This is a genomic window from Spectribacter hydrogenoxidans (assembly GCF_031846275.1).
GTDB lineage: Bacteria > Pseudomonadota > Gammaproteobacteria > Nevskiales > Salinisphaeraceae > Spectribacter > Spectribacter hydrogenoxidans.
Genome location: NZ_JAVRIB010000008.1, coordinates 65782 through 90434 on the forward strand (window position 1 = coordinate 65782; position 24653 = coordinate 90434).

Annotated in this window: 20 protein-coding genes; 17 read left to right on the forward strand and 3 right to left on the reverse strand. The window is 65.8% G+C overall.

From position 1 onward, the window contains the following. The first annotated feature begins 9 nt into the window (after nucleotides 1–9). Together RM532_RS09055 and RM532_RS09060 are read left to right on the forward strand one after the other, a co-directional pair. The gene (locus tag RM532_RS09055; protein ID WP_311652964.1) at nucleotides 10–3153 is read left to right on the forward strand and encodes a phage tail protein; all 3144 of its coding nucleotides are present in this window, start codon (nucleotides 10–12) and stop codon (nucleotides 3151–3153) included. Beyond that, nucleotides 3150–4793, forward strand: a complete 1644-nt coding sequence (locus tag RM532_RS09060; protein WP_311652965.1) for a DUF2793 domain-containing protein — start codon at nucleotides 3150–3152, stop codon at nucleotides 4791–4793. Before RM532_RS09055 ends, RM532_RS09060 begins: the two co-directional genes overlap by 4 nt. Before the next feature lies 1 nt (nucleotide 4794). Here RM532_RS09060 and RM532_RS09065 read toward each other — a convergent pair whose 3' ends face one another. Continuing rightward, nucleotides 4795–5448 carry a hypothetical protein gene (locus tag RM532_RS09065; RefSeq protein WP_311652966.1) on the reverse strand — a complete coding sequence of 218 codons (654 nt, stop codon included), beginning with the start codon at nucleotides 5446–5448 and terminating at the stop codon, nucleotides 4795–4797. A 321-nt stretch (nucleotides 5449–5769) separates the two neighbouring features. Here RM532_RS09065 and RM532_RS09070 point away from each other — a divergent pair, with 321 nt between their 5' ends. The 5 genes from RM532_RS09070 to RM532_RS09090 all read left to right on the forward strand — a co-directional run bounded on the left by RM532_RS09070 (nucleotide 5770) and on the right by RM532_RS09090 (nucleotide 13580). After that, complete coding sequence (locus RM532_RS09070; RefSeq protein ID WP_311652967.1) at nucleotides 5770–7110, forward strand: UDP-glucose dehydrogenase family protein; 1341 nt, start codon at nucleotides 5770–5772, stop codon at nucleotides 7108–7110. 79 nt (nucleotides 7111–7189) lie between these two features. Continuing rightward, entirely contained in the window at nucleotides 7190–7540 is a 351-nt protein-coding gene (locus RM532_RS09075; RefSeq protein ID WP_311652968.1) for an FmdB family zinc ribbon protein, read from the forward strand. Continuing rightward, nucleotides 7540–8172, forward strand: a complete 633-nt coding sequence (locus RM532_RS09080) for a DUF502 domain-containing protein (protein WP_311652969.1) — start codon at nucleotides 7540–7542, stop codon at nucleotides 8170–8172. Before RM532_RS09075 ends, RM532_RS09080 begins: the two co-directional genes overlap by 1 nt. 81 nt (nucleotides 8173–8253) lie before the next feature. Continuing rightward, the gene (gene aspS / locus RM532_RS09085) at nucleotides 8254–10035 is read left to right on the forward strand and encodes an aspartate--tRNA ligase (protein ID WP_311652970.1); all 1782 of its coding nucleotides are present in this window, start codon (nucleotides 8254–8256) and stop codon (nucleotides 10033–10035) included. Nucleotides 10036–10223: 188 nt separating this feature from the next. After that, nucleotides 10224–13580, forward strand: coding sequence for a choice-of-anchor Q domain-containing protein (locus RM532_RS09090; RefSeq protein WP_311652972.1), 3357 nt, complete (start codon nucleotides 10224–10226; stop codon nucleotides 13578–13580). Between the two features lie 65 nt (nucleotides 13581–13645). On the opposite strand, the gene RM532_RS09095 is transcribed toward RM532_RS09090, so the two are convergent. Both RM532_RS09095 and RM532_RS09100 read right to left on the reverse strand, forming a co-directional pair. Further along, entirely contained in the window at nucleotides 13646–15109 is a 1464-nt protein-coding gene (locus tag RM532_RS09095) for a DUF5666 domain-containing protein (protein WP_311652973.1), read from the reverse strand. Further along, nucleotides 15106–15927: a DUF6502 family protein gene (locus tag RM532_RS09100; RefSeq protein WP_311652975.1), complete on the reverse strand. Its 822-nt coding sequence runs from the start codon at nucleotides 15925–15927 to the stop codon at nucleotides 15106–15108. Before RM532_RS09100 ends, RM532_RS09095 begins: the two co-directional genes overlap by 4 nt. A 104-nt stretch (nucleotides 15928–16031) precedes the next feature. On the opposite strand from RM532_RS09100, the gene nadA reads away from it, so the two are divergent. From nadA to RM532_RS09150, 10 genes are all read left to right on the forward strand, one after another. Beyond that, a complete protein-coding gene (gene nadA, locus RM532_RS09105; RefSeq protein ID WP_311652976.1) occupies nucleotides 16032–17132 on the forward strand; it encodes a quinolinate synthase NadA in 1101 nt (366 codons plus the stop codon). Between the two features lie 92 nt (nucleotides 17133–17224). Continuing rightward, nucleotides 17225–18526, forward strand: coding sequence for a serine hydroxymethyltransferase (glyA, locus tag RM532_RS09110; RefSeq protein ID WP_311652978.1), 1302 nt, complete (start codon nucleotides 17225–17227; stop codon nucleotides 18524–18526). A gap of 17 nt (nucleotides 18527–18543) precedes the next feature. Then, nucleotides 18544–19053: a transcriptional regulator NrdR gene (gene nrdR, locus RM532_RS09115; protein ID WP_311652980.1), complete on the forward strand. Its 510-nt coding sequence runs from the start codon at nucleotides 18544–18546 to the stop codon at nucleotides 19051–19053. Next, a complete protein-coding gene (ribD, locus tag RM532_RS09120; protein ID WP_311652981.1) occupies nucleotides 19050–20171 on the forward strand; it encodes a bifunctional diaminohydroxyphosphoribosylaminopyrimidine deaminase/5-amino-6-(5-phosphoribosylamino)uracil reductase RibD in 1122 nt (373 codons plus the stop codon). Before nrdR ends, ribD begins: the two co-directional genes overlap by 4 nt. A gap of 6 nt (nucleotides 20172–20177) precedes the next feature. Next, nucleotides 20178–20774, forward strand: a complete 597-nt coding sequence (locus tag RM532_RS09125; protein WP_311652982.1) for a riboflavin synthase — start codon at nucleotides 20178–20180, stop codon at nucleotides 20772–20774. 10 nt (nucleotides 20775–20784) lie between these two features. Continuing rightward, on the forward strand, nucleotides 20785–21906 hold the full coding sequence (gene ribBA / locus RM532_RS09130; RefSeq protein WP_311652984.1) for a bifunctional 3,4-dihydroxy-2-butanone-4-phosphate synthase/GTP cyclohydrolase II: 1122 nt from the start codon (nucleotides 20785–20787) through the stop codon (nucleotides 21904–21906). A 52-nt stretch (nucleotides 21907–21958) separates the two neighbouring features. Beyond that, complete coding sequence (gene ribH / locus RM532_RS09135; protein WP_311652985.1) at nucleotides 21959–22429, forward strand: 6,7-dimethyl-8-ribityllumazine synthase; 471 nt, start codon at nucleotides 21959–21961, stop codon at nucleotides 22427–22429. Beyond that, a complete protein-coding gene (nusB, locus tag RM532_RS09140; protein WP_311652986.1) occupies nucleotides 22422–22895 on the forward strand; it encodes a transcription antitermination factor NusB in 474 nt (157 codons plus the stop codon). Before ribH ends, nusB begins: the two co-directional genes overlap by 8 nt. Nucleotides 22896–22920: 25 nt before the next feature. Continuing rightward, nucleotides 22921–23883, forward strand: a complete 963-nt coding sequence (gene thiL, locus RM532_RS09145) for a thiamine-phosphate kinase (protein WP_311652988.1) — start codon at nucleotides 22921–22923, stop codon at nucleotides 23881–23883. 9 nt (nucleotides 23884–23892) lie between these two features. Next, nucleotides 23893–24642 carry a sulfite exporter TauE/SafE family protein gene (locus RM532_RS09150; protein ID WP_311652989.1) on the forward strand — a complete coding sequence of 250 codons (750 nt, stop codon included), beginning with the start codon at nucleotides 23893–23895 and terminating at the stop codon, nucleotides 24640–24642. Nucleotides 24643–24653: the final 11 nt, after the last annotated feature.

Here is a 24653-nt window from a genome sequence, read left to right on the forward strand (position 1 = left end):
GGCCAACCGATGGCGATGGTGCTGGGCACCAAACGCGTGGCCGGCCAGCTGTGGGACGCCGACGACATCCGCGAGGTCAAAAAGGAGGAAGGCGGCGGCAAGGGTGGCGGCGGCCCGAGTGTCACGACGTACGAGTATTTCGGCACCTTCATGATGTTCATCGCCGAGGTGCCGGAAAAGGGGCTTGCGTACAAGGTCCGGAGGGTCTGGCGCAACAAGAAGCTGGTGTATGACCGCAGCGTCGAGCCCGGCGAGGAAGAAACGCCGGAAGATCAGGTCGACGGATTCGCGGACATCGGCAGCGCCGTGGACTATGTGTCGCAGGCGAAGTCCGACGTGTTCGAGAACTACGTGACGTTCTATGACGGCGCCACGGACCAGGAACCCGACCCCACCCTGGAAGCCCTGCACGGCGCGGGCAACGTCCCGGCCTACCGGGGCATGGCGTACATGGTAGCCAAGGACATGCCGCTGGCCGACACCGGCAACCAGATCGGCAGCTATGAGTTCGAGGTGGTGCTGGAGGGTGGAGATGATTTGCTCTGGAACGAGCAAGTCCGGGGTCGCCAGCTATTTCCTTGGGGGGTCGGTCCGGACCCGCGTAATGGACGAAATTTGCATGAGTATTTACTGTCTCAGCCATACGATGCCGGAAGCGAATCAAATTCGCTTTCGGACACTGTGGGGAATGAGGCCTCGCTGAAGCCTGATGTCATCGGCTGGTCAAGTGACCCGCCGCCGAATGGGGCGATGCAAACCGGCCACCCCGGAGAGCTCTATCGCCTCTGGCTGCATATGAATGTGCCGGTATCGGCTGCTGATGTAGATCTAGGTGATGGTTATGCTCGAGATGCCTTGTACGGCATCGCTCTTGGCACGATCGCGTTCTCGAACTACACCACATCGTCCACCTCACCACGGCCAGGCTTCATGGTAATGGTGTCCTACCCGGCAGGCAGCTCGGGCGACGTCGCCAGGGAGGCGCTCCCCGGGGGTCTTGATTGGGAGTTATTCAGCGTGGAGCCCGGTCACCCGGAATTTACGGATAGCACATATGTGGCAAGTTTTGTCTGTTTAAACAATTACGTACGGTGCAATCGCGTTCCTCAATATCCCGCCAGCAACTGCGACGGACCGAACACGAAACCATTACCTGAGGCCCCAGAATGGTGCATTGACGTAATAACGGGGAAAGTGTTTCCTAATGTAGCGTATGTAGTCGAGAATGGGCCAACTCAAGCGACGTTTTATACGCTGCAAAATTACCAGTTTGAGAGCTCGAGTGGTGGCGCGGTAACAAAATATCCCTTAGATCCGACCATTCGAGCGGACGACCCAAGGAACAATGAGGCCTTTTGGCGTACTGCGGCGACTAATGCTTCTGCCAGGTTTGTGTCGGCTGTCGACGATTATGGGTCGAGTTACCCGGTCGGCGTCCAATCCGCTGCGGTAGGCTCGTTCGACCTCGAGGCCGTCATCGCCAACCCGATCACCCTGGCCGAGGCCCTGCGGCTGATTCACAAGCGGGCGGGGATCACCAGCAGCCAGATCGACACCACGGCGTTCGGCGACAAGGCGCTGTGGGGCATCACCATCCAGGGTGGCACTGCCCGGTCATACATCGAGGCCCTACGCACCTGGGGTTGGTTCGACTGGATCGAAAGCGACGGCAAGCTGAAAGGCGTGCCCCGTGGCAGTGACCCGGTGATGACCGTGGACGCCGATGACCTGGGCGCGTCGACCAGCGAGCCGGTGCCCCGGCTGCAGCAGGAACGCACGGAAGACCTGGAGCTGCCGGAGCGGGTGCGCATCCGTTACCCCTCGCTCAATGCCGCGTACCAGCCGGGACAGCAGACCAGCGAGCGGCTCGTGACGGAATCCCGCCAGGTCGTCGACGTGGACATGAGCGTGGCGGACACCGACGCCCATGCCGCGCAGGCGGCGAACATCGTCGCCAACGAGCAGTGGCGCGCCCGCATGGGCCGCGAGCTGAGTCTGCCGCGCCAGTACGATCGCCTGGAGCCGGCGGACGTGTTCACCCTGACGCTGGATGGCGTCATCTACCGCCTGCGGGTGGAGGAAAAGACCTATCAGGGCGCGGTGCAGCTGCGCGTGGTGGACGACGAAGCGGCCGAGTACACCAGCGAGGCGCTGGCCGGCACGGTGCTGGGCGGCGGCACGCTCGGCCCGCTTGCCGGCCCCACTGAAATCCAGGTGCTGGACCTGCCGGCGCTGGATGACGCCCACGACAGCGCCGGGTACTACATCGCCGCCTGGGGCTATACCGACGGCTGGGGCGGGTGTGTCGTGCAGCGGTCCAGCGATGGCGGCGAGACGTTTGCCAACCTGGTGACGATTACGGACCGCGCCACGGTCGGCGAGATCGTGGCGCCTCCGGCGGCCGCGCTATCCACGATCATCGATGAGGGCGGTTTCATCGACGTGGAGATGATTGCCGGGGACCTGGCGGACACGAACGAGCTGGCGTTTCTCAACGGCACGGCCAACGTGGCCGCGATCGGCGCGCCCGGCCGGTGGAATATCGTGAGCTTCCGCGACGTGGAAGACCTGGACGTGGGCGGCGAGCGCACCCGCTACCGGCTGACCTATCTGCTGCAGGGGCGTCTGGGCACGGAACACGCCATCGGCGACACGCAACTGGGCGATCGCTTCGTGCTGCTCAATACGGCGCTTTCCCGCGTGTCCGGTGTGACCAATGCCGTGGGCGTGTCGCAGCTGCTGCGCGGGGTGACGTTCGGCACCGACGCCGCCAATGCCGACAACGAGCCGAACACGCCGCAGGGCGTAGCACTCAAGCCCTGGGCACCGGCGCATCTGGTCGGGCAGCGGGACGACGGTGGCAACCTGCTGATCACCTGGACCCGGCGCACCCGCCTGGGCGGTGGCTGGCAGACCACGCCGCTGTACGAGCAGTTCGTGAGGTTTGAGATCGATGTGCTGGACAGCGCGACGAAAGCGGTGGTGAACACCTACACCGTGCCGTTCCTCACCGATTTCGAGTCCACCGAGTACCTGTACACCGATAGCCAGCAGACCACCGACTTCGGCAGCGCGCAGTCGTCGGTGCTGGTTCGCCTGTATCAGATTTCCGCAACCGTGGGCCGCGGGTACGTGGCCGAGGCAACGCTATGAGCACTGATCTACTGGACCTGAAAGAGCTGGTCGACGGCCAGGTTGACCCCTACGCGACCGTCAACGAGGCGCTGCGCCAGATCGAGGGCCGCACCATCCGCGTGCTGTCGCGCACCACGGACGCCCAGCCCGGCAGCCCGTCGGCCGGTGATACCTACATCATCACCGGCAGCGCCACCGGCGCGGACTGGGACGGTTTCAGCGAGCACGACATCGCCCACTACTACGGCGGCAGCTGGAAGGCGTACACACCCATCGAGGGTCTGCGGCTGTGGGTGAATGATGAGGATACGACCATCGCCTTCAATGGCTCTGCCTACGTTGATGCCGTGCCGTTCTCGCGACGGCGCGTACCGCATTTGGCGAAATCATCGTCGTGGACCGTGACCGGCGGTGACGCCGGAGTCCTGAACGTCGTCGACGCTAGTGGGGGTGATGTATCAGCAACGCTGCCATCTGCAGCCAGCGCGAAACATCTCGAGTTCGGGTTTTACCTGGGTAACGCGGAGGGTAACAGTCTGATCCTGAAGAATGCCGGCGGCACGACACTGTTCACGCTGGGCACGGCGGATCAATTCATGTGGCTGGCATCCGATGGCACCAGTTGGCGCGTGATCAGCAAGGGGGTGGGGGCAGAGAGTGGGGCCTCCGGAAATGTCACGGGTCCGGAATCGTCGACCGATAATTCGGTGCCTCGTTTCGACGGAACAGGTGGCGCCACGATTCAGGCATCGCCGGTCATCATCGATGATGCGGGCTTGATGAGCGGCGCTGGGCGCAGTCGCGCGATGAAGAGCGGGGACTTCACCTTAGGTATAAGTGACATGGGGCGACGCCTGGAGTGCGGTAGCGGCGGTGTGATGGCCTGTACGGTCCCGGATAATGCATCGGTCGCCCTGCCGGTCGGATACGAGGTGATCTTGGTCCAGACCGACGTGGCGCTGGTGGAGGTAGCCGCTGCCGCCGGCGTCACGGTGCGGGCACCCGATGGTTCCAAGATCGATGGCCAATGGACCAGCGCGTGTCTATATAAGCGATCGACTAATGAGTGGGTGCTCGACGGCAGAAGTTTATCAGGCGGCGTTGATGGTGCGGTTATCTGGAGTGCCACCGATAAGACGAGTAACGGCGAACTGACCAATGGCGGTTTCCGCATTGTCGCGCAGAACACGCCGGCGGCGGCACGCTCGGAAGCGGCAAAATCGGCGGGTAAATGGTATGCGGAGATTCATGCAGAATCCAATGCGGCAGGTTCTGTTTATCTGGCCGGGCTGGCTAGCAGCAATCTGGATATCACGGGCGCTCCGAGGCTGGGCGACCCGACTACCGGCGGCGATGCCGAGTCGATAGGCGTCTACTACAATGGCGTAGTTAAGACTTTAGATGTCCAGGTCGCCGATATCGGTAGTTTGGGTCAAGGCGACACACTCCGGATTGCTGTCGACATGGATTCAGGGCGTGCCTATGTGGGCGGGAACGGGGGTTGGGACGGAGATCCGGCGGCGGGGACTGGCGGTATAGATATTTCGGCATGGCCCGATGCAATGCTGGCCTGTCGGCTGGATAACGATACCGCTTGGGTGATCCGCGAGAAGCCGGGGTACGATATCCCGAGCGGGTTCCAGCAGTGGGTCGTCTAGGTTAATCGAGATACACCCGCACCCCCAGCGTCACGTCATCCCGGTCCACGTCCGTGGCGCCCTGAAAGTCCAGTTCGTAGGTGCCGGTGCGGTACTCGGCATGCAGCGCCACCGCCGGCGTGATGTTGACGACGATGCCGCCGGTCAGGAACTGGCCCTGCACATCCACCTCGGCACCGCCGCCCACGTCGGCATCGCCGTAGTCGCTGTACTGGCCCTCGCCGAATAGCTCCACCCGATCATCCGCGAGGAACGCGCGCAGGCCGGCCCGGGCGCCGAAGCCGTTGGCGTCGAAGTCCTGGCTGCCGAGGTCCAGCTCGAGGCGGTCATAGTTGATGGTGCCGTACAGATCGAGCGCCGGCGTCAGCGCGCCATGCAGGCCGATGCCGAACGCCAGTTCGTCCAGATCGCCCTGGTCGTTGTCCACCGTGCGGTAGTCCACCGTCACGAACGACATCTGGCTGGTCGGCACCCACAGGCTGCCCCCGAAGCCGTCCCCGTCGGTCGACCCGACATTCCCCTCCAGCTCGGCATCCTCGACGTAATCGCCCTGCAGGTAGAAGTACCGCGGCACCTCCGGCATCAGGAACGTGGACTGCGCGACGGCAGGCGAGGCGATGGCCGCGAGTAGCAGCCCGGTGATGGCGTGACGCATGGGTTCCCCTGATTGGCGTTGTTGTTCGCGGCGTAGGGGTAGCATATTCGGGGGTGGTGGGGCGAGTGCCTGCACTATCCCGCCTTGAGCGTCACGGGCTGGCTGTAGCGCAGCAGCGCAAGGCAACCTGCGCGTACCCTTGGGGACGCCATCGGCAAGCACCGGGTTTCTGCCCCGCCACATTCCTCGGTGAGCGGCTTGCCCCTGTTTGCGTCGGCACCAGCTGTAATGCTGGCGCAATAAACCCTCTGCTAGTCTTTCATGCTGATGACACCGGCGGTTAGGTCTGTAATCGTCACGCCAGCCTGAAGGACACTACCCTTGCGTATTACGATCTTCGGAACCGGATATGTCGGTCTGGTGACCGGCGCCTGTTTGGCGGAAACCGGTAACCATGTCGTCTGTGTGGACGTCGACGCCGATCGGGTCGCGCGTCTGTCGCATGGCGAAGTTCCCATCTATGAACCCGGTCTGGACGCGCTGGTAGCAGGCAACGTGAACGCTGGCCGTCTGTCCTTTACCACCGATGCGGCAGCGGGCGTGGCACACGGCAAGCTCCAGTTCATCGCGGTGGGCACGCCCTCGGATGAGAGCGGCGCCGCCGACCTGCAGTACGTGCGCCAGGTGGCGGACACGATCGGGCGCCACATGACCGAATACCGGCTGGTCATCACCAAATCCACCGTCCCGGTAGGCACGGCCGACGAGGTACGTGCAACGATCCGCGCCGCACTCGAGGCGCGAGCGGTGTCACCGGAGTTCGATGTGGCCTCGAACCCCGAGTTCCTGAAGGAGGGGGCCGCGATCGAGGACTTCATGAAGCCTGATCGGGTGGTGATCGGGGTGGACAACGAGCGCGCGGCGGACCACTTACGGGCGCTGTACGCACCGTACAATCGCAGCCGCGACCGCTGCATGGTCATGGACATCCGCTCGGCGGAACTGACCAAGTACGCCGCCAATATCATGCTGGCGGCCAAGGTCAGCATGATGAACGAACTGGCCCAGATATCCGACCGACTGGGCGCGGATATCGAACGGGTGCGGACCGCCATCGGCGCCGATCACCGGATTGGGTATCACTTCATCTACCCGGGCTGCGGCTTCGGCGGTTCCTGCTTTCCCAAGGATGTGCGGGCACTGGGCAGCACGTCCAGACAACATGGCTACCAGCCGGCGCTGCTGGACGCCATCGAGGGTGTCAATACGCGTCAGAAACGGGTGCTGTTCGAACGGTTGCAGGCGCATTTCGGTGATCTCGCCGGGCGGACCATCGGTATCTGGGGCCTGGCATTCAAGCCCAATACCGATGACATGCGGGAGGCCCCCAGCCGGACGTTGATGGAAGCGCTGTGGGCGGCCGGTGCCTCGGTGCGGGCGTTCGACCCGGAAGCCATGGGTGAAGCGCGCCGGCTCTACGGGGATCGCACGGATCTGGTCCTGTGCGACAACGCCCTGGCCGCCGCCGAGGGCGTGGACGCCCTGGTGGTGGTGACCGAATGGCATATCTTCCGTAGTCCGGATTTCGACGAGCTCAAGACCCTGATGGCCCGGCCGGTAATCGTCGACGGGCGCAATATCTACGAGCCCGAGTACCTGCGGCGCGAGGGCTTTACCTACTACGGCATCGGCCGCGCAGCGGGAAATCCGTCACCAGTCTGATTCGAGGGCTTGCTTTTCCCGTCACTGGCCTTAGTTTGAGCGGGTGATGCGGGAATCCCCGCCCCTGGGTGAAAGCAACATGCCGATTTACGAATACGTGTGTGAGTCCTGCGGCGCCGAGATCGAGCGTCTGCAGCGGATGGCGGAAGATGCGCTGAAGGATTGTCCGGACTGCGAGAAGCCGTCGCTCAAGCGCAAGATCTCGGCCGCCGGTTTCCGGCTTGCGGGCAGCGGCTGGTACGAGACCGACTTCAAGAAGGACGGCAAGCGCAATCTCGCCGGCGCCGAGAACAAGGCTGATTCCGGCAAGTCCGACAGCAGCAAGGCCGACGGCGGGGGCGATAGCAAATCCTCGTCAACCAGCAAGTCCGAGTCTTCCGGCAAGAGCGACAAGAAAGACAAGACCAGCGCGTCCACCGGCACGGGTTGATGCTGCGCCGGTGGCTGATCGCCGGCTTGCTGGTCTGGCTGCCGCTGGTTGCCACTCTCCTGGTTCTGCAGCTGCTGGTCGGATTTCTCGACCGGTCGCTCCTGCTGGTGCCACCCACCTGGCGGCCCGAGGCGCTGCTCGGCTTCGCGATACCGGGGCTGGGCATTCTGCTCAGCCTGTTACTGGTACTGGGTACCGGGGCGCTGGCGGCCAACCTCTTCGGCCGTCGCCTGGTGGCCTGGGCGGAATCGCTGCTGGGCCGGGTGCCGTTCGTGCGCACGGTTTATTCCGGAGTCAAGCGGCTGGCGGAAACGGTACTGGGCGATCAGGGGTCGTCGTTCCGGCAGGTGCTGATGGTGGAGTATCCGCGGCGCGGCATGTGGACGCTGGCGTTCCAGACCGGCAGCCCCATCGGCGAAGTGCAGGCGAAAACCTCGCAGGAAGTGCTGACTGTCTTCATTCCCACCGCGCCCAATCCCACCTCGGGCTATGTGGTGCTGGTGCCTCGGGAGGACATCATCGAGCTGGAGATGTCGGTGGAGGACGGCCTGAGGATGGTGATTTCGCTGGGTGTGGTGACGCCGGAATCCGCTCCGGACCTCCGGACATCCGACGACCGGGCGCCCGGGTAGCCACGGGCCCGGCGGTGGGCATCCACGCCCGCTTCATTTAGTATTGCGCGCCTTTGATACTGGCGCGGAGCCCGAAACCCCATGCGTTCCCATTACTGCGGCGAAGTCGACGAAAACCTGATCGACAGCGAGGTCACCGTGTGCGGCTGGGTGCATCGCCGGCGGGACCATGGCGGCGTGATCTTCATCGATCTGCGCGATCGTGAAGGCCTGCTGCAGCTGGTGTTCGATCCGGACCGGGCCGACCTGTTCGCCGAGGCCGAGCGCCTGCGCCCGGAATACTGCATTCGCGCCACCGGCCGGGTGCGCCGTCGTCCGGAGGGCACGCTCAACGCCAAGCTGGCCACCGGTCAGATCGAGGTGCTGGGCACCGACCTGACCGTGCTCAACGCGTCGGAAACGCCGCCGATCCAGCTGGATGATGCCGACGGCGTCGGCGACGAGGCGCGCCTGCGCTATCGCTACATCGAGTTGCGCAAGCCCCGCATGCAGCGGCACATGCAGATGCGGGCGCAGACCACGCGGGTGCTGCGCCGCTACCTGGACGAGCGGGGCTTCCTGGATATGGAGACGCCGATCCTGACCAAGGCCACCCCGGAGGGGGCGCGTGACTATCTTGTTCCCAGCCGTACGCATCCGGGGCAGTTCTTCGCCCTGCCGCAGTCGCCGCAGCTGTTCAAGCAGCTGCTGATGATGGGCGGCATGGACCGCTACTACCAGATCGCCCGCTGCTTCCGCGATGAGGACCTGCGCGCCGACCGCCAGCCGGAATTCACCCAGGTAGATATCGAGATGTCCTTCGTGGACGAGGCCGACATCATCGAGCTCAATGAGGGCATGATCCGCGAGCTTTTCAGGGCGGTGCTGGACGAGGAACTGCCCGAGCCGTTCCCGCGCATGGCCTACGCCGAGGCCATCCGCCGTTTCGGGTCCGACAAGCCGGATCTTCGCATCGACCTGGAACTGGTGGATATCGCCGATCTGGTGGCCGATGCCGAATTCAAGGTGTTCTCCGGCCCGGCAAACGACGCCGGCGGCCGCGTGGCAGTGCTGCGGGTACCGGGCGGGGGTGCGCTGACCCGCAAGCAGATCGACGATTACACCGATTTCGTCGGCCGCTACGGCGCCAGGGGCCTGGCCTACGTCAAGGTCAACGACGCGGCCGGCGGCCGTGACGGCCTGGCCTCCCCGATTCTGAAATTCCTGTCCGACGAGGCCGTGGCTGGCATCATGAGCCGCACTGGCGCCGCCGACGGGGACCTGCTGTTCTTCGGGGCCGACAAGGCCGGCGTGGTCAACGACGCGCTGGGGGCGCTGCGGGTGCGCCTGGGGCATGACCTGGATCGTGTGGCGGCCGGCTGGAAGCCGCTGTGGGTGGTCGACTGGCCGATGTTCGAGTGGGACGACCGCGAAAAGCGCTGGGCGGCGTTGCATCACCCCTTCACCGCGCCGGTTGGTGACGATGCCGCCACCATGGCCGAGGCGCCCGGCGAGGCGATGTCGCGGGCCTATGATCTGGTGCTCAACGGCACCGAGATCGGCGGCGGCTCCATCCGTATCCACAACCCCCAGGTGCAGAGCCGGGTGTTCGAGGTGCTGGGCATCGGTGCCGAGGAGGCCGAGGAGAAGTTCGGCTTCCTGCTCGAAGCGCTGAAGTATGGCGCGCCCCCGCACGGCGGCATTGCCTTCGGCCTGGACCGTCTTGTCATGCTCATGGTCGGCGCGGACTCCATCCGCGAAGTGATCGCCTTCCCCAAGACCCAGACCGCCACCGACCTGCTCACCGGCGCGCCCGGGGATGCCGACAGCCGGCAGCTGCGGGAACTCGGGATTCGGTTGCGCCAGACGTCGCAAGACAGCTGACGCAGCACGCGAATCGTCGCGCGTATCGGAGCGCCGTTCCCCGGAACGGCGCTTTTTTTTAGCCACCGCCCGGATCAGAGTTGACTTTGCCTCCAAACATTGGGACAACGAGCCCTAATCATTGGGATGAAAGTCCCAGTAGGCGGGGCGGCGCGCCCAACGCGTCATCGAACAAGGAGTGTCGGGAAATGCGTGATCTGAGAAGATATCAATGGCTCAGAAAGGGGTGGGCGCGCGGCGCTGCGGCTGGCGGACTGCTTCTGTTTACCACCTCGGGACTGGCCGCGGAAATCGTGGTCGATAGTCTCGATGACACCGTGCAGGACGACTCCTCTTGCACCTTGCGCGAGGCGATCATCAGCGCCAATACCAACGTGCTTGATCCGACCAGCGGTTGCGCCGCCGGGGAGACTCTCAATGGCGACAACATCGTGTTCACCGAGGGCATCGCCGGCGGTACGATCACCCTCAACGGCACGCAGCTGCCCAATCTTGGCGACGTGGCGACCAGCCCGCTGACTATTACCGGGCCGATCACCATCGACGCTGTTAACCAGAGCCGCATTTTTACCAACGCCGGTATGACGACGCTCGACAGCCTCACGCTTGTCAATGGCATGACTGCTACTGGTAATGCGCCGGCCAGCGACCGTTCCGGCGGGGCGATTCTCAACGTCGCGGGTGGTGTGCTGACCGTGAATAACGGTGCGATGAACAACAACACCGCGGACCGGGCTGGTGGTGCGATCGAGGATGAGTCCGGCGCTACCACTGCCGTCACGCTCAACGACGTCGACTTCAGCGGCAACGATGCCGGCAGCAATCCGGGCAATGGCGGTGTGCTGCATGTCACCGGCGTCGGGGGTGTTGTGGTCAACGGAGGCGCATTCGACGGCAATATGGCTGTTGAGGGTGGTGCCCTCTGGAACAACCAGGGCTCGATGACGGTTGATGGCGCCACTTTTACCGGCAATACCGCGTCCGGCGGTACCGCTGATGCGGGAGATGCGACCGGCCAGGGTGGCGGTGCGATCTTCGCCGAAAATGGCGCCGGGTCGCTGACCGTCATGAACAGTAGCTTCGCCGACAACATGGCCATGGGCGACGTAAGCTCCGGTGGCGCGATCTTCGCCAACGAAGGCACGACGCTGTCGGTTTCAATGTCCTCGTTCATCGGCAACATGGCCAATCGTGCCGGCGGGGCGATCGAGACGCGTGCCAATACCTCCACCACGCTCGACCAAGTATCGCTGGACGGCAATACCGCCAATACCACCGCCGGCGGCGGTGGCGGCAACGGCGGCGGCCTGCATGTGACCGGCAATGGCAATGTCGAGATCATTATGTCCGAAATCGTCAACAACACCGCGGCAACGGAAGGCGGCGGCCTCTGGAACAACACCGGCACGATGACCGTCGATGGGTCCACCGTGAGCAACAACACGGCCAACGGTACTGGTGCCCAGGATGGCGGTGGCGGCATCTTCAACAATGCCGGCGGCGATGATGCCGGTAGCGGGTCGGTTGTCGTGACCAGCTCCGTGATCACCGGCAATAGGGTTCCCGAAGGCTCCGGTTCCGGTGGCGGCATCCTCAATAACTTCGGCGGCACGTTGACCGTCGAGAATAGCCGCATCAGCGGTAATAGCGCCCAGCGCGCCGGTGGCGGGATCGAAACCGTGGGCAGCACGCAGGTGACGCTGACCGTGGTGGACCTGTCCGGCAATACTACTGGCCCGATGCCCGGAAACGGCGGCGGTCTGCACGTCTCCGGCGACGGCAACGTGGACGTGGTCAATTCCTTTGTCGGTGGCAACCAGGCCGCATCGGAGGGCGGCGGCCTTTGGAACAACACCGGCGTGATGAACATCAGCGGCTCGTCGCTGGTGGGCAATTCCGCCCTGGGTAATGAAGCCACCAACGGCGGCGGTGCGGTGTTCAACAATAATGGCGACGGCTCGGGCAACGGCACCGTCAACATCCGCCTGTCCCGTATTGCCGATAATGTAGCCAGCGGCGACGCCGGCTCCGGCGGCGGCATCTTCGCCAATACCGGCGGTACGGTGAACGTTTTCGACACCCGTATCGAGTCCAACATCGCCAACCGCGCCGGCGGCGGTATCGAGAGCAAGGATGCCATCGTGAACCTGAGCCGTGTGGTTCTTGGTGGACTGAGTGCGGCCCAGGGCAACGATGCCGGCGCCAACCCCGGCAATGGCGGCGGTCTGCACGTCACCGGCGCGGGCACCACGACGGTGGCCGATTCTTCGGTGGGCTACAACGTGGCCAGCGAGGGCGGCGGCCTGTGGAATTTCAACACCGGCGCCATGACCGTGACCAACACTACGGTGTCTAACAATCAGGCCCTGAACCCGGAAGCGGGCGGCGGTGGTGGCGTGTTCCAGCAGCCCGGCGAGGGCAGCGGAATGACTTCGCTGCAATTCACTACCGTGTCGCGCAACATGACCGCCGGCAATGGCGGTGGCGTGTCGGCTCCGGGTGAAGGTCAGATGATCGACGCTGACGACGGCACCCTGATTGCCGAGAACAGCGCCGAGGGCATGGGCGCCAACGTCGATGGCCCCGGTGCCGTGACCGAGAATGCGCTGGTTGCCGACATGGCAGGTATCGATGACCTGCAGTTGTTCGGCGGGCGTTTCGACGGGCCGCTGGACGGCATTGGTGACAGTGGCCCGACGATCACGGCCACCGGTGTTCATCCCCTGCAGATGGACAGTGCCGCCATTGATGGCGGGCCGGCCACCTGCGCGCCGTTGACCGGTGACCAGCGCGGGGCAGCCCGCCCGAGCGGGGACAACTGCGATGTGGGCGCGTTCGAGGCGGCTGGCAATCCGGTACTGAGCTTGTCCAACAACAACACTGGCCCGATCATCGTGAATTCCGGTGATCAGGTGGTGTTCTCGGTGCTGGCCTTCGGCGTCACCAACAACGGCGACGAGTCGATTACCGCGGGCAGCCTGTCCGGCATTCTGGAAGTCGACCGGATTCCGGCCCAGCCGCTGGACTTTGCCAATGTCGATGCCGAGCTGTATGTCGATGACAACGGCAACGGGCTGGCCGACGACGGTAACGAGCCGGTCGGTAGCGTGGACGTGAATGCCAACGGCACCTTCCGGGTCAGCTTCGGCACCGGGGGGCAGGCGTTCGCGGCCGGCGAGGGCACCAACTACGTGGTGACGGTCGCGCTGCCCGGTAGTGGGTCCGGCATGGCGGACGCCGGCTGGCAGATGCCGGTGTTCGCCGGCGGCACGTTGCTGGCGCTGCTCGGCCTGTTCAGCGTGGGTGGCCTCAGCCGCCGTCTGCGCTGGGTGCTGGCCATCGGTGTTGCAACGGTGGGCCTGGCGGCCTGCGGTGGCGGCAATGGCGGCGGTTTATTCAATCCGCCGAGTGACGATGAAGAGCCTGCGGATCTGCGCTTTGTTGCGGTGACCCTTGATGCACCGGCTTCGGTCTCAACCGATGATTTCCTCATCGGAGACGGCCTGCCGGTGCGTGGTCCGGGGATTAACTTCGACGACAACTGATGCCGTGGTAGAGCGTTTATCGACGGCCGGGGGCCGGATCGGGTACTGCCCGATCCGGCCCTTTTCTACTGCGGCCTGACGTCTTCACCCTGAGCTGGCTGCAGTTGCACCGAGGAGGCGTTATTGATGCCGCCCGCATTGTCCGGCCCGGAGGCGGTCACCGTTACGCCGGGTCGGGCCTGTTCGAAGAACGAATCCCGAGAGATTCCGCGACCCGAACCATCGAGGAACTCGGTGCCCGTGTCGGTAGCAACGCGGATGCCGCCTACCCTCAACTCGCCGCTGCTGCTGTCTCGGCTTTCCACCGGCCCGCGGATGCTGGCGGACGTCGGATCGCTGATCCGGCTCAGGCGCGTGACCACAAAATCGTCGTCACGGTCCGCATAGCCGGCCAGACGCACGCTGTCGCCGGAAGCGAGGTTGTCGACGCGAAGCGCCCGATCAGCGCCCGTGCGCTCGTCGACATACAGTGTATCCGGCAGCACAGCGGCCTCGATGCCCAGCAGTGCCAGCCGGTTCGATTCGCGGTTGATGCTGGCAACGCGGGCGGTGACGCGGCGGTCGGGCACCGGCTCCACCTGCACCGAATCGGCTACCAGGCGCCCGTCCACGAACTCGCCCCGCAGTGATACCCGCAGGCCCGCCTCGAGACTGGCGCTTGCATTATCCCGCCGCGAGGCGGATCCGGCGGCGGCCGGGATGTTGTCGACCCGGAAATCATCCGCGCTGTTGAACGCCGTGATGACGCCCTCGACGAAGACCGATCCGCTGCGATCCGCGGTGGATTCGCTGCGCACTTCCACGCGGGTAGCCATCAGAGGGCCGTCGTCGGTGGTGCCGCGGGTGCCGGTGACTTCCACCAGCGCGCCGTTTTCCAGTGGGGCTTCGGCTTCCAGAGTAGTGGCCCCATCCTGCATGACTGTCAGGTCACCGAGCTGGAAGCTCGAACCGGTCAGGTTGCTGACGCGGCCTTCCACATCGACCACGGTGGTGTCCGGCACGAAGCTGCGAGGAATGCCGTTGTCGGCGAGTTGCTCGACCGAGGTTGCCCGCAGGGTCGTGTCGCCCAGTCGCAGGCCGCTTACGGCCACCAGATTGCCAGGCGCCAGGGCGTCGGCATCGGTGCCGATGAAGCGGGTGTTCGCGTCCACCAGCACGGTCTGTTCCAGAATCCGGATAGCCCCGTTGTCGTTGGCGATCGCGGCCGCTTCCACCGGCCCGCTGATGGCCCGATCAAACACGATGCGGTCGGCGATGGCGGTGCCATCGGCCGGGCGGCGGCCGACAACCGTCACCACATCGCCCACCCGCAGGCCCTTCTCACTGCCGGGCTCGCCATTGATCTCGACGCTGACGTCATCGGTGGTGAATTCGACCCCGTCCACGAACACGCTGCCGAAGCCGGTGACGACGCCGGTGCCCTCGATCCCCGCCAGCAGCACATCACCCGCGCCCCCGCAGGCCGTGATCAGCAGCGCCAGGAGTAATCCGCTCGCGCGCCGTGCTGTTGTTCGCCCATGCCCAGTCATGTGTCACCTTCGGAGTCGTCGGGGTCCTGGAAGTAGTAGATGCCCACACCTACGCGGGTGGCCGGCCGGTGGTCGTCCGGCATTTCGTGGCGGTCCAGCCAGTCGTCTAGGATTTCCAGCAGTTGCTGACCATGCTCGCTGACCAGGCGATGGAAAACGGGCAGGGCGCGTATGTCGACCCGGGGGTTGAACACGCTGCGCTGGAAACGGGGCCGCTGGCTGCCGTCCGGGTCGAGGTTGTGTTCGATGGTGCTCAGCAGATCGTGCACGGCTGTGCCCAGCATGCGCGTACTTTCCGGGTCTCCGGCTTCCGGCACGAAGGCGCGGCGCCGGGCGATCAGATTGCCGTTTCGATGGGCAACCGCGCCTACCCGTTCGAGCTCGGCAAGAATCGCGCTGACCGGGATGTCGCCGCTGTATTGCCGCACCAGGGCCGGAAAACCGGTTTCGGTATCCGACAGGGGCAGTGGCCGCGGCTCGCCGGCGGCGTCGGTGAACGCCGGGTCGCGATGCCAGCCGGACAGCACCCGCGTCGCCCGGTTGGCGCCCCCCCAGTCGCGGGCCGCGTATACGGGGTCTGTCTGCTCGCGCAGGCGCTTGACCTCCTTGCGCGTCAGCCCAGTGACGATCGCCGTGCGGGCGTCGGTCGGCCGCTTGCCGGGCGGGGTGAAACTCTCCCGTGCCACCTCGACGTAGACGCTCTTGGTGACTTCGGCGAAATCGTCATAGGCGACCCCGTGGCGCAGCAGTACCCTCACCAGTGGGCGCAGCAGCCGGTGGCAGGCGTGGGCAATCCAGGTTCGGGGTGACTCGCTCACACTGGGAATGGTATCCCATTTGCTCCTGGTGTCGCCGCATCCGGACCGGATGGGGCAGCGACTGTGATATTTTCGGTGGTTGACCGCATGAAGGAACGACCACGATGACCGCTAACGCTCTGGCCCTGCAGGATTTCGCCCAGCTGGACGATCAGGCCTGTGATGCGCGCATCCGGACGGCCAAATCCGCGCTGGGCTCGCGCTGCGTGGTGCTGGGCCATCATTATCAGCGCGACGAGGTGTTTGCGCACGCGGATATCGCCGGCGATTCGCTCAAGTTGTCCAAGCAGGCGGCCGAGTGTGATGCCGAGTACATCGTGTTCTGCGGCGTCCACTTCATGGCCGAGGTTGCTGACATCCTCTCGCGCCCCGAACAGCAGGTGATCCTGCCGGACATGGCGGCCGGCTGCTCGATGGCCGACATGGCCAACCTGCGCAACGTCGAACGGGCCTGGCGCGAACTGGGCGAAGTGCTGGACCCGGACGAGCAGGTCACGCCGGTCACCTACATCAATTCTGCGGCCGACCTCAAGGCGTTCTGCGGTCGCCACGGCGGCATCGTGTGCACCTCCAGCAACGCCCGCGGAGTGCTGGACTGGTCCTGGTCGCGGCGCGAGAAGGTGTTGTTCTTCCCCGATCAGCATCTGGGCCGCAACACCGCTCATGCCATGGGCGTGAGCCTGGACGACATGGTGACCTGGGATTTTGACAAGCCCATGGGCGGCCTCACGGAAGCCGAAATCCGTGCGGCAAAGATCATTCTGTGGAAGGGCTTTTGTTCGGTTCACCAGATGTTCCATCCCAATCATGTCGCCAAGTTCCGCGAGCAGCACCCCGAGGGCCGGGTCATCTCGCATCCGGAAAACGCCTTCGAGGTGTGTCAGGCCTCCGACGTGGTCGGCTCCACCGAAACCATCCTGAAGACCGTGCGGGCCAGTGAACCCGGCACCCACTGGCTGGTGGGCACCGAACTGAATCTGGTCAATCGCCTGCACAACGAGATGGCCCCGAGAGGGGTGAAGGTGCAGTTCATGTCGCCGGTGGTCTGCATGTGTTCCACCATGTTCCGTACCGACCCCCAGCATCTGGCCTGGGTGATGGAGAACCTGGTGGACGACAACGTGGTCAACCGCATTCGGGTACCCGCCGACGAGGCCCGCGAGGCCAAGGCGGCGTTGGATCTGATGCTGGAAATCACCGCCTAGCGCCGGCCCTCGCGAGCCCCATATCTGGGGTCCGGCCGCATGTTGCGGTACAATATCGGGTTTCTTCACTTGAACGGGGAGCCCACCTTTCCATGTTCGATCCGTCTCAGACCATCGCCGGCTTCGATGACGAGCTTGCCGCGGCCATTGCCGCCGAGCAGTCGCGTCAGGAATCGCATATCGAACTGATCGCCTCCGAGAACTACACCAGCCCGCGGGTCTTGGAGGCTCAGGGATCGGTGTTGACGAACAAGTACGCCGAGGGTTACCCCGGCAAGCGTTACTACGGCGGTTGTGAGCATGTCGACGTGGCCGAGACGCTGGCCATCCAGCGCGCCTGCGAACTGTTCGGTTGCGATTACGCCAACGTGCAGCCGCACTCCGGGGCCCAGGCCAATGGCGCGGCCTTCATGGCGCTGGTCAAGCCCGGCGATACGGTGCTGGGCATGAGCCTGGCCCACGGCGGGCATCTAACCCATGGCGCCGCCCCCAATTTCTCGGGCAAGCACTACAACGCGGTCCAGTACGGTATCGATCCGGTCTCCGGCCAGATCGATTACGACGAGGTCCAGGCGCTGGCCGACGAACACCGCCCGGCCATGCTGATCGCCGGGTTCTCGGCTTATTCGCGGCAGATCGACTGGCAGCGCATGCGTGCCATCGCCGACAGCGTCGGCGCGTATCTGCTGGTCGACATGGCCCATGTGGCCGGTCTGGTTGCGGCCGGGGAATATCCCAGTCCTGTGCCTCATGCCCACGTGGTGACCTCTACCACCCACAAGACCCTGCGCGGGCCGCGTGGCGGCATCATCCTCTCGGCCGAGGGCGACGAGAAGCTCTACAAGCGGCTGAATTCCGCGGTATTTCCGGGCACCCAGGGTGGTCCGCTGATGCACGTCATTGCCGGCAAGGCGGTGGCGTTCAAGGAAGCGCTGAGTGATGCCTTCCGTGCCGATCAGGCCCAGACCGTGGCCAACGCCCGGGCCATGGTCGACGTGTTTCTCGAGCGCGGGCTTGACGTGGTGTCCGGTGGCACCGACAACCATCTGGCCTTGCTGTCGCTGATCAGCCGCGACATCACCGGCAAGGATGCGGAAGAGGCACTTGGCCGGGCGCACATCACGGTGAACAAGAACGCGGTACCCGATGATCCGCGCTCGCCGTTTGTCACCAGCGGTCTGCGCATCGGCACGCCGGCCTCGACCACCCGCGGTTTTCGCGAGGCGGAAATGCGCAGCGTGGCGGGCTGGATCTGCGACGTGGTCGACGCCCTGGCCACCGAGGGCGGGGTGGATGCCACCATCGACAGCGTTCGCGGCAAGGTCGAAGAACTCTGCGCACGCTTCCCGGTCTACCGGCAGCCGGCGCATTTGGACCGGGCCGCCGCCGGCTGATTGCCCGGCCCCACCTCGTGCTCTGCCCCTTCTGTAACGCCGAAGCCACCCGGGTGGTCGACTCGCGCCTCGCGGCCGAGGGCAGCCAGGTGCGCCGTCGGCGGGAGTGCCCGGATTGCGGCTCGCGCTTCACTACGTTCGAGAACGCGGAACTGGTATTGCCGCGCATCGCCAAGAACGATGGCACGCCGGAACCCTTCGACGAAGCCAAGCTGCGACGGGGTATTGATCGCGCCCTCTACAAGCGGCCGGTCAGCGCCGAGGCGGTGGATGCCGCGGTCAGCCGGATTCGCCAGCGGCTGAGGACCGATGGCGAGCGTGATGTGCCCTCGCGGCGCCTGGGTAACTGGGTGATGGAAGAGCTGCGGGAGCTTGATCAGGTGGCATTCGTGCGTTTTGCCTCGGTTTACCGCCGGTTCGAGGATGTCAACGCCTTTCGCGAGGAAATCGAGCGGCTGGAGGCGACGCCGGGCCCGGAAGCCGCCCGTGCGCAGCTGTCGCTGATCGGCTCCGATTCCGGCAAGTGACGGCGGCGGACGACGCCCGGTACATGGCCCGGGCCATCGGGCTGGCCCGCCGCGGGTGGCATGGCACGCCGCCCAATCCCCGGGTTGGCTGCGTGCTGGTGCGGGACTGCGAGATCATCGGCGAAGGCTGGCATGCCGCGGCCGGCAAGGCCCATGCCGAAGTCAACGCGCTGGAAGACGCCCGGGCCCGCGCTGGCGGGGCCGCCGGTGCAACCGCCTACGTCACGCTCGAGCCCTGCAGTCACTACGGTCGGACCGCTCCCTGCACCGGTGTGCTGATCGAGGCGGGCGTTCGGCGGGTCGTGGCCGGCATGATCGATCCCAATCCGCAGGTGGCCGGCAACGGGCTCGCCATGCTCCAGGCGGCGGGCATCGACACCGAGAGCGGGGTCCTGGAGAACGACTGTGCCGCGCTCAATCCGGGGTTTGTCTGCCGCATGCGGTATCGACGCCCGCGCGTCCGGCTCAAGCTGGCGGCGAGCCTGGATGGCCGCACCGCCGGGGCGGACGGGCAGAGTCAGTGGATTACCGGGCCGGCGGCCCGGGACGATGTGCACCACCTGCGTGCCGAAAGCGGGGTGGTCCTGACCGGCATCGACAGCGTGCTGGCCGACGACCCATCGCTCAACGTGCGTCTGCCGGGGGACTGGCGTCAGCCGCTGCGGGTGGTGCTGGATACTCGCCTGCGCCTGCCGGTGACGGCGCGCATGCTGGGGCTGCCGGGCCGCACGCTGGTATTCACCGCGGCACCCGCCGGCCCCGCGTGGGATGCGCTGGCGGTGGCGGGCGCCGCGCTGGAACGGGTACCTGCCGGCACCGGCGGGCTGGATCTGGCTGCCGTGATGGCGGGGCTTGCCGAGGCGCAGATCAACGATGTGCTGGTGGAGGCCGGGCCAACGCTGGCCGGCGCCTTCCTGGATGCCGGCCTGGTGGACGAACTGGTGGTGTATCTTGCGCCGTCTATTATCGGGGATGGCGGCCGGCCCCTGCTGGCAATGCCGGGGCTGACCCGGTTCGCCGACCGGCGAGCGCTGTCGATCGTCGACATGCGCGCCGTTGGCGACGACTGGCGGGTGACAGCCCGACCGGCCGACACCGCGGACCCAGGGAGAGGCTGAAGACAAATGTTTACCGGCATCATCCGCGGCGTGGGACGCATCGCGGAACAGGAGATACGTGACGGTGACGTTCGCCTGCACATCGATACCCGCGGCGTGGACCTGGGTACGATTGGACTGGGCGACAGTATTGCCGTGGACGGTGTCTGTCTTACCGCGACCGGATTCTCGGCGACCGGATTCTCGGCGGACGTGTCGCGTGAAACCCTGGCCCTGACCACGCTCGGGGATCGAGCGGTCGGCGCGCGGGTCAACCTGGAACCCGCGCTGCGGGCCGGCGACCCGCTGGGCGGACATCTGGTGTCGGGCCATGTCGATGGCATGGGGACGCTGCTGGATCGGCAGGCCGATGCCCGCTCCTGGCGTGTGTGGTATCGGGCGCCGACAGATCTGACGCGCTATCTGGCGCGCAAGGGCTCGATCACCGTCGACGGGGTGAGCCTGACCGTGAATGGCATCGACGGTGACGTATTCGACGTGAATCTGGTGCCCCACACGGTGGATTGCACGAATCTGGGCGACCGCGCGCCGGGCGACCGGGTGAATCTGGAAATCGACCAGGTGGCGCGCTATCTGGAACGCTTGCTCGAGGTCAGGGGATAGGAGACCGCACATGGCGCTTTCGCCGATCGAAGACATCATCAAGGACATGCAGGCCGGCCGCATGGTCATCCTGCTCGACGACGAGGATCGTGAGAACGAAGGGGACCTGATTCTGGCCGCCGAATGCGTGCGCCCCGAGGACATCAACTTCATGGCTCGCTACGGACGCGGGCTGATCTGCCTGACGCTCACCCGCCAGCGCTGCCAGCAGCTCAATCTGCCGCTGATGGTGGCGACCGGGGACGAACCCGGGCGCACCAACTTCACGCTGTCCATCGAAGCCACCGAGGGCGTAACCACCGGCATTTCCGCCCACGACCGGGCGCAGACCGTGCGCGCCGCGGTCAAGGCCGATGCGCGGCCGGCCGACCTGGTGCAGCCGGGCCATATCTTCCCGCTGATGGCCCAGCCGGGCGGCGTGCTCGCGCGGGCCGGCCACACCGAGGCGGGTTGTGACCTGGCGCGTCTGGCGGGCATGGAACCGGCGTCGGTGATCGTGGAAATCCTCAACGAGGACGGCAGCATGGCGCGCCTGCCGGACCTCGAGCAGTTCGCGGCCACCCACGACATCAAGCTGGGCACCATCGCCGACCTGATCCGCTACCGCATCGCCAACGAGCGCACCGTGGCCCGCGTTACCGAAACCGAGGTCGATACCGAGTTCGGCCCCTTCCGGCTGTTCTCCTACGAGGACGAAGTCGACAAGGTTGTGCACCTGGCGCTGGTCAAGGGGGATATCGACCCGGACGCGCCCACGCTGGTGCGGGTGCATGTGCGCAACACGCTGGCCGATGTCCTGGGCGTTCGTCATCCCGAGTTCGGCTGGCCGCTGCGCGATGCGCTGGCGCGGATCGCCGACGCCGGCAGCGGCGTGGTAGTGGTGCTGCGCAAGCCCGAGACGCCGCGTGAACTGATCTCGCGCATCCGCGTGCTCGAGGGGCAGACCGAACAGATCGACGACAGCCTGGATAACGGTGACGGCGAGGACAGCCGGGTGCTGCGCACCTACGGTATCGGCGCGCAGATTCTCACCGATCTCGGGGTGCGGCGGATGCGGGTGCTGTCGGCGCCCATGCGCATGCATGCGATTTCCGGCTTCGGGCTGGAGGTCGTGGAGTACGTCCACGATTGACCATCGCGGCGTGACATAATCGCGCCTGTCACCTATCCGTCCGGACACAGTCATGCAAACCATCGACGCTGAATTCGATGCCAGCGGCGCACGCTTTGCCGTCGTGGCCACCCGCTGGAACGACGCCATCGTGGATCTGCTGGTGGAAGGTGCGCTCGAAGTGCTGCGCGATGCCGGCGTCGATGACGCCGACATCACGCTGGTCCGCGTGCCCGGTGCCTTCGAACTCCCGCTGGTCTGCGACCGGCTGGCGGATTCCGGTGATTACGACGCCGTCATTGCGCTGGGTGCGGTCATCCGTGGTGAAACCCCGCATTTCGATTTCGTCGCCGGGGAATGCGCCCGAGGCCTGGCGGCGGTGGCGGTGGAAAACAGCATCCCGGTAACCTTCGGCGTGATCACGGCGGATACCATGGAGCAGGCCGAGGAACGTTCACGACCGGGCGAGGACAACAACAAGGGTATCGAGGCCGCCAGCGCCGCGGTCGAAATGGTCGGTATCCTGCGCCAGATCGATGAGTGATTCCGCGCCGGCCACGTCCGACGAACCGGCGGCACCGCGTCGCGGCAGCCGGCGCGTGGCCCGCCGCGCGGCGCTGCAGGCGGTCTACCAGTGGCTGGTCGTCCCCACCGACAGTGGTGACCTGTTCCGGCAATTCCAGTCTGCGGGGCATCTCAAGGGCGCCGACGGCGACTACTTCCGGACACTGGTAAGTGGCGTCATGGCCGATCCGGACGGTCTTGAAGCGCTGATCGCGCCTTATCTTGACCGTCAGCCCGAGCATCTCGATCCGGTCGAGCGCAGCCTGCTGCTGCTGGCCGTGTTCGAACTGCGCCAGCGGCTGGAAGTGCCCTACCGCGTGGTGATCAACGAAGCACTGGAGCTGGCCAAGCAGTTCGGGGCCGAGGCGGGTCACCGGTACGTCAACGGCGTGCTGGACCGCTGCGCGCGCGAGCTGCGTCCGGCGGAGGCCGCCGCCCGCGGTTGAAGCACACCGCGCGGTCGGCACCCGCATGAGCGAATTCGACCTGATCCGGCGCCTGACCGCGGGCGCCAGAACCCGGCGCGATGATGTCGTGATTGGTCCCGGTGACGACGCAGCGGTTATGCGGGTGCCGCCCGGTCATGAGTTGGTGCTGACCACCGATGCCCTGGTCAGCGGCCGGCATTTTCCCGCTGATACCCCGCCGGCCGACATCGGCTGGAAGTCACTGGCCGTCAACCTGAGTGACCTGGCCGCGATGGGAGCCGAACCGGCCTGGATCACCGTCGCCCTGGTGCTGCCGGATCGTGATCCGGACTGGCTGACCGGCTTCATGGCGGGTTTCGCGCCGCTGCTCGAGGCCAGCGGTGCGGCGCTGGTGGGCGGGGATCTGACCCGCGGTCCGCTGACCGTCAGCATTCAGGCGGCCGGGCTGGTGCCGGCCGGGCGTGCCCTCCGCCGTGACGGCGCCCGGCCCGGCGACCGGATCGCGGTGACCGGCACCCCGGGTGATGCTGCCCTGGGGCTGGCCGACTGGCTGGCTGCTCGTATTCCGGTTGATGAACACGACCGGTATGTGCGGGAACGGCTGACCCGGCCCGCACCCCGGCTGGCAGCGGGCCGATGGCTGCGCGATCGCGCCAGCGCGGCCGTGGATGTGTCCGACGGGCTCGCGGCCGATCTCACGCACCTGCTTAGCGCCAGCGGCGTGGGCGGGTGGATCGATCCGGCGGCCCTGCCGGCATCCGCGGCCCTGCGCCATCGGCTGGCTGGCGCCGACCGCGAGCCGGCTCAGCTGGGCGGCGGCGACGATTACGAACTCTGCGTGTGCCTGCCGGAGGCCATTGCCAACGCGGCGGTGGCAGACTGCCCGGACGGGCTTGCGCTGATCGGCCGCGTCGAGGCCGAACCCGGCCTACGCCTGGTCGGGTCGGACGGCGCGGCCATCACCTGGCAGGGCGCGGGCTACGACCATTTCCCGACCGGCGGCTGAGGCCGTGCCATGCTGTTTCAGCTGGCGCTGTTTGCCATTGCGCTGCTGGCCAACACCTTTTCGGCGCTGGCCGGGGGCGGGGCCGGCCTGATCCAGTTTCCGGCGCTGATCTTCCTCGGCCTGCCGTTTCCGGTAGCGCTGGCTACCCACAAGATTGCCTCGGTGGCCCTCGGGCTGGGCGCCACGCTGCGTCACGGGCGGGACAACCGGCTGACTCTGGGCTTTGCCGCCTTCATGCTGGTCTTCGGGGTACCCGGGGTGCTCCTGGGCTCGCGGCTGGCGGTGGTCATGCCCCAGCGGGCGGGCGAGATCGGTCTGGGCCTGCTGACGCTGGGGCTGGGTTTCTACTCGCTGATTTCGCCGGGCCTCGGTCAGCAATTCCAGCCTCGGCACCGTGGTCGGGCCGGCATGCTGGTCGGCGGACTCGGCCTGTTCCTGATCGGGGTGGTCAACGGCGGACTGGCTTCGGGCACCGGGCTGTTCGTGACGCTGCTGCTGGTGCGCTGGTTCGGCTTCGATTACCAACGGGCGGTTGCCTACACGCTGGTGATGGTCGGGCTGTTCTGGAACGCGGTAGGGGCTCTGGCGCTGGGCTGGATGACCGAAGTGCAGTGGCACTGGCTGCCCGCGTTGCTGGCCGGCAGTCTGCTGGGTGGGTATCTCGGTGCGCATCTGGCGATCGACCGCGGCAACCGGCTGGTCAAGCGAGCGTACGAGGTCGTGACCATCGCGGTAGGCGTGAGCCTGCTAGTCTTCTAGCTGACGGGGTT